Source organism: Nostoc sp. XA010, assembly GCF_020829625.1.
Classification (GTDB): Bacteria; Cyanobacteriota; Cyanobacteriia; order Cyanobacteriales; family Nostocaceae; genus Nostoc.
Window position 1 is genome coordinate 70,732 of record NZ_JAIVFX010000004.1, and the last position, 8,389, is coordinate 79,120.

The window sequence follows — 8,389 nt, forward strand, 5'->3', positions numbered from 1 at the left end:
TTAACATAAAAATTGGGTAAACCTCCCCATCTAAAAACGGGGGCTTTTACCCTACCGGGAATAGGCACTGATTGACGAATATAGATATGTAGGATTGGCTTTGATCCCAAGCACCAACAAACATGGAATACTTGTACTATCTGGCAAATGCCAGTCTAACCCTGAGGGTCGTTCAACACCTGCACGCTAGACCTCAGACACCAGTTTCTTTCGTCACCGTAATTCATCAAATTGATGGCTGGGTGGTTAGGATCAAACTCAAAGGTCAAGTCTCGCCCCAAGAAGATGGCGACTTTCGGGCTTTTCTAAATGAATTAGGAATTAGCTACGAACCGCCAATGAGGGTGCAAATGGCACTTTGGAGTTTGGAAGCCGGACAGTGCCCTGTGGACGTGATGCGTCGCTATCAGGTTGCGATCGTTTCTCATGGTAGCCCAGAGAGAGATGAAATTGAAGCGTTCCGGCAACAGTTTGTCCGGGGCTTAGGCTACTGTCCAGAAACTTTGGCGTGAGACTATTTGGTTTTAACGCCACTACAAAATTATTGGTCATTGGTAATCAAAATATTTTATCGATTACCGATTAACCATTATCAATTGAAGAGTCGAAAGCTGCCAGAATGTATTCTTGCAGCTTAAACTTGTATCCGGCGGCTGATGAAGTAGCTAGAGCTTCCTGGCTTGCCGTAACCACAGTCAGATTTTTTGATATCCTTTGACAGTAGACAATAGCAACATCAAATCGACAAGAATAATCTGCCTTCTCAGGGCACTGGGCTAAAAACATTCCAGCTGTTCGCCAGATTTTTGCTTGCTTTTGTGGGGTGATTGCGCTTCTTCCCCCTGCATCCCAACTACCTGAACTGCGGGTTTTGACTTCCACAAATGCCAATAATGACTGGGGAGTGGGGAAGGTGGGGCCCCCTCTGGGGATAAGGGGTAATGGGGAGTGGGGAGTGGGGTATTCTCGCCTGCTCCCCTGCTCTTTCCCAGTTACTCCATGATATTCAGCAATAATATCGATTTCTCCCCAGCGACTAGAAAAGCGACGATGGAGAATTATCCAACCTGTAGATTGCAGCCATTGAGCTACTAGGTCTTCTCCTAATTCACCAATATCTGGATAATGAGATGGAGGAAGGTTAGCCATTGATTAAAAATATTATGAATTCTATAAATCTTAGATTAAGCGATGCCTGCGGCGGGCTACGCCTACGCATAACAGGTTCTAAGCTAAACTCATTCCATACTGAGTTAGGGCGCAAGTGTAAAACAGACCATAAGGTTTGGGCAAGTATACTCAGCTTATTCCTTTGGGGAATAGTTGGCATCACGGCAACCGTCGGTTTTGTTCCCCCAGCTTTGGCACTTGAATATAATAAAGAAATTTTGGTTGACGCTGATTTCTCAGGACGTGATTTAACAGATTCCAGCTTTACCAAAGCTAATCTTCGCCAGAGCAACTTCAGCCACGCTAATTTGCAGGGTGTGAGTTTCTTTGCAGCAAATTTAGAGTCTGTGAATTTGGAGGGAGCTGACTTGAGAAATTCCACTTTAGACTCAGCTCGTTTAGTTAGGGCAAATTTGACAAATGCACTGTTGGAGGGTGCTTTCGCTGCTAACGCCAGATTTGATGGCGCAATCATTGACGGGGCAGATTTTACCGATACGCTCCTGCGTTCGGATGAGCAAAAAAAATTATGCAAACTTGCCAAAGGAACTAATCCCATTACAGGACGAGATACGCGTGATACGTTATTTTGTCCTTAGTATTTTCTAGCTGTATATTGGGCATTGCGCATGGGGCATTGGGCATTAGTTATTCCACTCTTGCTCCCCCTGCTCCTCTTCCCCCCATTCCCTACTTAGAAAGTATTCAACACCTACCAACCACTAGCACCAATCTTTTGACAAACAATTTTCATTCCTTTGCCCGGTGAAGAACTTGCTACAAAAGGGATTTCTCCTTTTTCTTGATCCTCTTCAAGTAGCTGTCCTTCTGGCCCGTAAATCGCAATGCGATTGCGAAACAGCCGCGATTCTTTGCACGACGCATCAAAGGTAGTCTCAAAGACACCATCTCCGTAGATGCCGTAAAGTTTGTATGTGCTGCCTTTAATAGTTTCCGTGTCCAGAGCTACGCTGTTTCCCAATTTATCATGCCCTACAGTGATATATCTTTCTGCATCTTGAGCAAATACACTGCCATTACTCAATAAAATAGCGATCGCTCCCACTATGCCGCTTATCTTAAAACACATACGCTTTAAAAATATCAAGATTTCATATATTTCTACCCGCAATCAAAGTAGTTCTGGCACTGTAGAAGCACTGAAATCAAGATGGAGCAAAGTGTTATACTACTTAGTAACACCTTACGGAAAGTGTAAAGCACTAAGTAAATAGCTGCAATACTTGTCAAAGCATGAGTGAAACACTTGCTGACGTTGCCATACCGCCTCAGTTTCCCACTACGCCAACGCACCTTTCAATAACTTGAGGGCTGTTTTTGCTATCTTCTGCATGGTTCCATTTTATGGGTTTGGCAGTGGGGCGATCGCATCTGTATTCAAATGGGAACCATAAGAAAATAAGCTAATACATCACACTAGATTGGTTTACCCATGTCTGAGCAACAAGAGCATAATTCCGCTTTTAACGCTGCTAACATTAACGTTCAACATGCCCAATTACAGGATTTATCCTTAAGTGCAGCCCGTAGATTATATAAAAGTGGGATTCGACCTGGTGATCCGATAAGAACTAGAGTGCAAGCCCAAGAAATGTTAGATAAAATCCCTCCATCTCAAAGAGCAGGGATTGATGGCAAATCTACTGATGTTAATACCCAAAAATACCTATCAGATAAGCACGCTAGTCATATCAAACCGCATAGCAAACGTGGCTCAAATGATCCCAAAAATATCAAGTGGGAAAACGCCAAAGATAATTTAGCCCGTGCCACCAAATACAATGAGGGTACAACACTAGTTATACCTCCAAATTTATCTCACACTCCTAAACCACTCAGTAATCCCCTGAGCGATCGCATTTGCCGTTTTCTTCTGTTCCTCTGGGTTCACTACCTGCTCAAATTCATCGGGATTACTCATAAAACCCAATTCCAGCAACACTGATGGCGCAGCAGCCGGACGTGTCAGCGCTAGGTTGTTCCAAAACACGCCATAATAAGGTCTGCCGAGGTTTTTGACTACATAATTCTGTAAAAATATTGCGAGATTGTGGGCTTGGGGTTGATACCAAAAAGTGCCGAATCCCTTAGTTTTTTCGGCATCGCCATCATCGGGTAAGGAGTTGTGGTGTATGGAAAGAGCGATCGCAGGTTCTTCTTGACTGATAATTGCCTGACGTTCTACTAGCGAAAGTTCGCGATCGTCCTCCCGTGTCATCACTACCGTTGCTCCTCGCTTCACCAATTCATCCCGCAGCAACTTGGATACCACCAAATTCACATCTTTTTCTAAATATCCAGTTGGGCCACTGGCACCAGATTCTTTACCGCCATGCCCTGGATCTAGTACAATCTTGAGATTAGCTAAAGACTTGCGTCTTGTGTTCCCAATTTTCGGCGGATGACGCAAAGCCAAAACCAGGGTTGTACCGTCGTATCTCAGCTTATATCCCCACTGTTGAGCTTTTTTGAGGTTAAAGGTGTATTTTACTTGTTCTGGAGCCTCTTGTTGCCAATCTAGGCGAGAAATTAGAGGGTCATCATCCAGGCGAATAATGTCCGTTTGGGCAGTGGTATTGTAGAGAGTGAGAGCTAAAGCACCCTCACTTTGTTGCACGCTCACAGGTACGGGAACTTGTAAGGGGAAAACTATCTCTGTCGCACCAGGGAGTTGACGGTATCCGACACTGCGAATTATTGTCTGTGGCGGAACTGCACCAGGGAGAATGCGGGTTTCTTTACTATTAATCCAAGCGCCATAGTCTAGACGCAACCATTCACCTTGCCTACCTGTTACTGTTGCGCGTGTGCCTTTTGGCAATGGTGTAAGTCGGGAATAATCGGTGCTTGGGCCAGTGCGAGCAGCGCCTGATTCTACTGTAACCTCAGAAACTGGCAACTCTACTCTTGAAAGGATTTGAATTTTACCAGTCCCTGGTTGAGTTATCGTCTTGCCATTGAGCGTCAGTTGAAACTGAGGTTGTCCCAAATCGGCGGCTGTTGCTACTGTGGTGCAACCTTTATAATTGCCTACGCTAGACTGGGCATAAGGCTGATTTTGCCCTGTCAAAGCTGCCAAATTACTTGGTAGTTGTGCCTGTTGAGGTTGGGCTGAAAGGGCAATAGTTTGATTAGCCAACTTGACAGATACGCTAGCGTTAGGGGGTGCGATCGCGCTAAAACAAATTAGCTCTCCCGGTAGTCTGGCAATGTCAACTGCGGGAGCCAGGGAATCTTTAGCAAAGGCTAATCCCTGTGGTAGCTCAGGATCGGTGGGAAGCCTTGTCACTTTAATCTGGAGTTCTTGATTGTCGTGACGCACAGTAAAAAGATTTTCCCCCAATTGCAAGGGGAAACTAGGGGAAAAATGACCAGCTTTGCTGCGGGTAATTGGCTTACTATTGATCAAAACCTGACCATCTGGTGGTGCAGTCCCCAGAAAGAAGATTTTTTGGGAACTCGTCTGGTAGCTTGTTTCGGGAAAAACGACTTTAAGAGATGGCTCTGCCAATGCTACGGAGGAGGTGACAATACAGCCTAATATTACTAATCCTAAAAGGTTTTTCACAAGCTCAATTACAGAAGATTACACCACAATAACTGTGGCACAATGACGGGATGTATTTTTAGAAGTTGTTAAAAATTCAAACTAGTATGACTAAGTTTATTTTTGTAACTGGGGGCGTAGTTTCCAGTATTGGTAAGGGCATTGTAGCAGCAAGTCTAGGGCGTTTGCTCAAGTCGCGCGAATATTCCGTGTCGATTCTCAAACTTGACCCTTATATTAATATCGATCCTGGCACAATGAGTCCCTTTCAGCATGGGGAAGTATTCGTTACTCAGGATGGTGCGGAAACAGATTTGGACTTGGGGCATTACGAACGCTTTACCGATACTTCGATGTCGCGCTTAAATTGTGTAACGACTGGCTCGATTTACCAGGCAGTTATCAATAAAGAGCGACGCGGAGACTACAATGGCGGCACAGTACAGGTTATTCCTCATATTACTAATGAAATTAAAGAACGGATTTTGCGAGTTGCTAAAAGTACAAATCCATCTGTAGTAATTACAGAAATTGGCGGTACGGTGGGAGATATTGAATCACTGCCGTTTTTGGAAGCAATTCGCCAGTTCCGCAAAGAAGTAGGACGGCAGAATGTGCTGTACATGCACGTAACTCTGGTACCGTGGATTGCTTCTGCGGGTGAGATGAAAACTAAGCCAACACAGCATTCAGTTAAAGAACTCAGATCCATTGGCATTCAACCAGATATTTTAGTTTGTCGGAGCGATCGCCCCTTACCCAAGGGATTAAAGCAGAAATTGTCTGGATCTTGCGATGTGCCCGAAGAATGCGTCATCACCTCCCAAGATGCCAAAAGTATCTATGAAGTACCCCTGAATCTAGAACGGGAAGGAATGGCAGAGCAAGTGCTGAACTTGCTGCAAATGGAACAGCGCAAACCAGATTTGACGCAGTGGCAAACCTTGGTACAACGGTTACATACTCCCAAGCATGAGCTAGAAATTGCCATTGTTGGTAAATATGTGCAGTTAAGTGATGCCTACCTATCTGTAGTAGAAGCATTAAACCATGCGGCAATTTCCACTTATGGCAAACTGCGCCTGCGTTGGGTGAATTCAGAAGATTTGGAAACTGAAGCAGTTGAAACTTATCTTAAAGGTGTCGATGGCATAGTTGTGCCAGGAGGTTTTGGAGTTCGGGGGGTAGATGGCAAAATTGCCGCGATTAAATACGCCCGTGATCGCCAAATTCCCTTTTTAGGTTTATGCCTGGGTATGCAATGTTCTGTGATTGAATGGGCCCGGCACGTAGGGGGATTAACAGGTGCTAATAGTGCTGAATTTGACCCTCATACATCTGATCCGGTAATTAATTTATTGCCAGGACAGCAGGAAGTAGTCGATTTAGGGGGTACAATGCGCTTAGGGCTATATCCTTGTCGTGTTCTTCCTGATACACTGGCTTTCAAGCTTTATCAAGAAGATGTAATTTATGAAAGACATCGACATCGGTATGAGTTCAACACTGCTTACCGCGATTTGTTGTTAAAGTCTGGCTATGTGATTAGTGGTACTTCTCCCGATGGACGCTTAGTTGAAATTGTGGAATTACCCAAGCACCCATTCTTTCTTGCTTGCCAATTTCACCCAGAATTTCAATCGCGCCCCAGTAGCCCTCATCCTTTATTTAAAGGGTTTATTCAAGCAGCGATCGCTCTTTCTCTTTCAATTTCAGGTACACCAACACCATTGGAGGTGTCTTAAATAATTCAAAATGATGCTTGTGACGCTCGATGACTCGCTAACGCTGCGTTATCGCTCTTAGCGTCTCCCCTTCTCCCAAAGGGAGAGGCTAGCGCCAAGGGAGAGGAATCGCTCTAAGCGTACTCCTACGGAGAAGCAAGCTACGCGTAGCGTCTCGTAGAGAAGCTATGCCGAAGGCGTTGCCTCTTGTAGAGAAGGCTTTACAGTGCGCTAACAAAATTAATTGCAACATTAACTTAAGGCTTCAGTAGATTTGGATATACAGGGTGCATCATTCGTAAATTTCGGACTTGGGGAGATGTTGTGGCGTACTGGGTGAAAATCCTTTACGAAAGGAGAGAATATGTAGTGAATTTTGAACATGTCCATGCTTTTTGTTATGAACTAAATGGCAGGGTTACTTTTTGGTTACCCGATAGTGCCATTCCGATAGTGATTAACCCGCAAAGTAGCTTGGAAGACTATCAAAAGATCCTCGATTATTTAGAATGTGTGACTGGATTGGAATTAGATCATGCCCATTGGGTAAAAATCTATTACGACAAAAACGAATATGTAATTAATCTCAACTGCATCAGTTCCTTTTGTCATGAATCCAATGGCAGGATAACTTTTTGGTTGCCAGATGGCACTATTCCCATCATTATTCCCATCATTATCAACCCTGTGAGTAATCCTGAATCTTATGAAAAAGTCGTGAAATACGTTAAGAAAGCAACAGGATATTCTTTGTCTTAGTATTACGAATTGCGAATTACGAATAATTCTCCAAGGCGCTTCAATACACTGAGTACTTGGTGTAGTTCTGAATGACAAGAACATCAATATTTCCTTTAACGATAAAACTCTCGTCTTCAGCAGAAATCTCAACAGAAGTCTCGGTTTCAATTTCAAAAGGAAGTTGATAAAACCCAGCTAAATCGAGTAAAGGAGACAGCACTACCATTTTTACCGCCTCTTCTGACATTAGACGGTGCTTATTCAAGTTTAAATAGTTACTTTTTACTCGCGCCATCGCTTGCTTTTCAGCATCAGTCAGAGTTAGTAAATTTTCTGTCCACTCTGTAAAGAAGTTGGTGTCTGTGGCAAGTTGCAAACCAAATTTTTCTTCTAATTCGTAAAGACTGATATCTCTAGCTGGGATTGTTTGAACCATAATCTAAAATCCTGAATATTGTTTAATCACAAAAATCAAAGAATATATCTTTAAAAGGGAGCGATCGCTTTTAAACGAATGCTGTTTACCTCCTGACTAGCGATCGCACAAACTCCTATTTTCTCGTCAGTTTCCGAAAGTTTGTGAGCTACTGAATGTAAAAGTTTGTAACCGATTGCATAATTTCTAAAATTCAGCCGTATTTCTATATATAGGACTCCTATTTGATTTTTGAAATAGACACAGGGTGTATTATGAAAACGTAACGCACTCTAAAATATACTTAGACTTTTTTAAAAATCAAATGGATTGCTATAGCTTTATCTTGCAATATTCCTATGTGCAAGTTTGGTATTGGTAGTGTCTTAATCAAAGAAAACAGCAATGCAACATAAAACTGACTTTAATGGCGACGGCTTAAGCGACTTCATCCGCCAAGAAAAAGGTACATGGGTCGATGGTGTTCGTGATGCTGAAGTATATCTGTCCACAGGAGACGGCTTCTTTAATTCAGGCATAGCGTTGACGGATGCCTCAGCGGTGAACGGGGACTTTGTGAATCTGATTGCAGGAGACTACAATGGCGACGGTTTGAGCGACTTCATCCGCCAAGAAAAAGGTACATGGGTCGATGGTGTTCGTGATGCTGAAGTATATCTGTCCACAGGAGACGGCTTCTTTAATTCAGGCATAGCGTTGACGGATGCCTCAGCGGTGAACGGGGACTTTGTGAATCTGATTGCAGGAGAT

The 8,389-nt window shown here is 43.6% G+C and carries 9 protein-coding genes; 5 read left to right on the forward strand and 4 right to left on the reverse strand.

Annotation, left to right across the window (positions count from 1 at the left end; genetic code table 11):
• Positions 1-122: 122 nt before the first annotated feature.
• Entirely contained in the window at positions 123-512 is a 390-nt protein-coding gene (locus LC608_RS07685; RefSeq protein WP_012412259.1) for a hypothetical protein, read from the forward strand.
• Between the two features lie 70 nt (positions 513-582).
• Here the strand turns inward: LC608_RS07685 and LC608_RS07690 are convergent, their stop codons facing one another.
• Entirely contained in the window at positions 583-1,149 is a 567-nt protein-coding gene (locus tag LC608_RS07690) for a YraN family protein (protein ID WP_229552976.1), read from the reverse strand.
• Between the two features lie 23 nt (positions 1,150-1,172).
• On the opposite strand from LC608_RS07690, the gene LC608_RS07695 reads away from it, so the two are divergent.
• Positions 1,173-1,769, forward strand: coding sequence for a pentapeptide repeat-containing protein (locus LC608_RS07695; RefSeq protein WP_374108385.1), 597 nt, complete (start codon positions 1,173-1,175; stop codon positions 1,767-1,769).
• Between the two features lie 113 nt (positions 1,770-1,882).
• On the opposite strand, the gene LC608_RS07700 is transcribed toward LC608_RS07695, so the two are convergent.
• Both LC608_RS07700 and LC608_RS07705 read right to left on the reverse strand, forming a co-directional pair.
• Entirely contained in the window at positions 1,883-2,260 is a 378-nt protein-coding gene (locus LC608_RS07700; protein ID WP_229552978.1) for a hypothetical protein, read from the reverse strand.
• A 744-nt stretch (positions 2,261-3,004) separates the two neighbouring features.
• Positions 3,005-4,759, reverse strand: coding sequence for an N-acetylmuramoyl-L-alanine amidase (locus tag LC608_RS07705; protein WP_229552979.1), 1,755 nt, complete (start codon positions 4,757-4,759; stop codon positions 3,005-3,007).
• A gap of 86 nt (positions 4,760-4,845) precedes the next feature.
• Between LC608_RS07705 and LC608_RS07710 the strand changes: the two genes are divergently transcribed.
• Both LC608_RS07710 and LC608_RS07715 read left to right on the forward strand, forming a co-directional pair.
• The gene (locus tag LC608_RS07710; RefSeq protein ID WP_229552980.1) at positions 4,846-6,483 is read left to right on the forward strand and encodes a CTP synthase; all 1,638 of its coding nucleotides are present in this window, start codon (positions 4,846-4,848) and stop codon (positions 6,481-6,483) included.
• Between the two features lie 303 nt (positions 6,484-6,786).
• Positions 6,787-7,221, forward strand: coding sequence for a hypothetical protein (locus tag LC608_RS07715; RefSeq protein WP_229552981.1), 435 nt, complete (start codon positions 6,787-6,789; stop codon positions 7,219-7,221).
• A gap of 40 nt (positions 7,222-7,261) precedes the next feature.
• On the opposite strand, the gene LC608_RS07720 is transcribed toward LC608_RS07715, so the two are convergent.
• Complete coding sequence (locus LC608_RS07720; protein WP_229552982.1) at positions 7,262-7,639, reverse strand: hypothetical protein; 378 nt, start codon at positions 7,637-7,639, stop codon at positions 7,262-7,264.
• 384 nt (positions 7,640-8,023) lie between these two features.
• Between LC608_RS07720 and LC608_RS07725 the strand changes: the two genes are divergently transcribed.
• On the forward strand, positions 8,024-8,389 hold a 366-nt coding region (locus tag LC608_RS07725; RefSeq protein ID WP_229552983.1), incomplete at its 3' end, for an FG-GAP-like repeat-containing protein.

What these genes read in the sequence shown, in the direction of transcription:
- LC608_RS07685 (WP_012412259.1), top strand. Translation starts at nt 123, where the DNA reads ATGGAATACTTGTACTATCTGGCAAATGCCAGTCTAACCCTGAGGGTC.
- LC608_RS07690 (WP_229552976.1), bottom strand. Translation starts at nt 1,149, where the DNA reads ATGGCTAACCTTCCTCCATCTCATTATCCAGATATTGGTGAATTAGGA.
- LC608_RS07700 (WP_229552978.1), bottom strand. Translation starts at nt 2,260, where the DNA reads ATGTGTTTTAAGATAAGCGGCATAGTGGGAGCGATCGCTATTTTATTG.
- LC608_RS07710 (WP_229552980.1), top strand. Translation starts at nt 4,846, where the DNA reads ATGACTAAGTTTATTTTTGTAACTGGGGGCGTAGTTTCCAGTATTGGT.
- LC608_RS07720 (WP_229552982.1), bottom strand. Translation starts at nt 7,639, where the DNA reads ATGGTTCAAACAATCCCAGCTAGAGATATCAGTCTTTACGAATTAGAA.